Origin of the sequence: Vagococcus humatus (assembly GCF_003950325.1) — a bacterium.
GTDB lineage: Bacteria > Bacillota > Bacilli > Lactobacillales > Vagococcaceae > Vagococcus_C > Vagococcus_C humatus.
Map to the genome: position 1 here is coordinate 1 of NZ_PXZH01000010.1, position 1,678 is coordinate 1,678.

Consider the following 1,678-nt stretch of genomic DNA (forward strand, 5'->3'; position numbering starts at 1 on the left):
CTCTCAAAACTGAACAAAGAGACGAATGTGTAGTTTCCGTAATTTTCCTTAGAAAGGAGGTGATCCAGCCGCACCTTCCGATACGGCTACCTTGTTACGACTTCACCCCAATCATCCATCCCACCTTAGGCGGCTGGCTCCCGAAGGTTACCTCACCGACTTTGGGTGTTACAAACTCTCGTGGTGTGACGGGCGGTGTGTACAAGGCCCGGGAACGTATTCACCGCGGCGTTCTGATCCGCGATTACTAGCGATTCCGGCTTCATGTAGGCGAGTTGCAGCCTACAATCCGAACTGAGAACAGCTTTAAGAGATTAGCTTGACCTCGCGGTCTTGCAGCTCATTGTACTGTCCATTGTAGCACGTGTGTAGCCCAGGTCATAAGGGGCATGATGATTTGACGTCATCCCCACCTTCCTCCGGTTTGTCACCGGCAGTCTTGCTAGAGTGCCCAACTGAATGATGGCAACTAACAATAAGGGTTGCGCTCGTTGCGGGACTTAACCCAACATCTCACGACACGAGCTGACGACAACCATGCACCACCTGTCACTTTGTCCCCGAAGGGAAAGCTCTATCTCTAGAGTGGTCAAAGGATGTCAAGACCTGGTAAGGTTCTTCGCGTTGCTTCGAATTAAACCACATGCTCCACCGCTTGTGCGGGCCCCCGTCAATTCCTTTGAGTTTCAGCCTTGCGGCCGTACTCCCCAGGCGGAGTGCTTAATGCGTTAACTGCAGCACTGAAGGGTGGAAACCCTCCAACACTTAGCACTCATCGTTTACGGCGTGGACTACCAGGGTATCTAATCCTGTTTGCTCCCCACGCTTTCGAGCCTCAGCGTCAGTTACAGACCAGAGAGTCGCCTTCGCCACTGGTGTTCCTCCATATATCTACGCATTTCACCGCTACACATGGAATTCCACTCTCCTCTTCTGCACTCAAGTTCCCCAGTTTCCAATGACCCTCCCCGGTTAAGCCGGGGGCTTTCACATCAGACTTAAGAAACCGCCTGCGCTCGCTTTACGCCCAATAAATCCGGACAACGCTTGCCACCTACGTATTACCGCGGCTGCTGGCACGTAGTTAGCCGTGGCTTTCTGGTTAGATACCGTCAAGGGATAAACAGTTACTCTTATCCTTGTTCTTCTCTAACAACAGAGTTTTACGATCCGAAAACCTTCTTCACTCACGCGGCGTTGCTCGGTCAGACTTTCGTCCATTGCCGAAGATTCCCTACTGCTGCCTCCCGTAGGAGTCTGGGCCGTGTCTCAGTCCCAGTGTGGCCGATCACCCTCTCAGGTCGGCTATGCATCATGGCCTTGGTAGGCCGTTACCCTACCAACTAGCTAATGCAGCGCGGGCCCATCTATCAGTGACACCCGAAAGCGTCTTTCATGTCCAGACCATGTGGTCTAGATAATTATGCGGTATTAGCACCTGTTTCCAAGTGTTATCCCCCTCTGATAGGCAGGTTGCCCACGTGTTACTCACCCGTCCGCCACTCCTCTTCTTCCGGTGAGTGCAAGCACTCGGTGGAAGTAGAAGCGTTCGACTTGCATGTATTAGGCACGCCGCCAGCGTTCGTCCTGAGCCAGGATCAAACTCTCAATAAAAGTATGATAATGTCCGAAGACATTTAGCTCAATTTTGTTTGCTAGCGAATTGACTTCACTATAA

Annotated in this window: 1 rRNA gene; it reads right to left on the minus strand. The window is 51.9% G+C overall.

Going from position 1 to position 1,678, the window contains the following annotated elements:
• Positions 1-52: 52 nt before the first annotated feature.
• Positions 53-1,614: ribosomal RNA gene (locus C7P63_RS10235) — 16S ribosomal RNA — on the minus strand.
• Positions 1,615-1,678 lie beyond the last annotated feature (64 nt).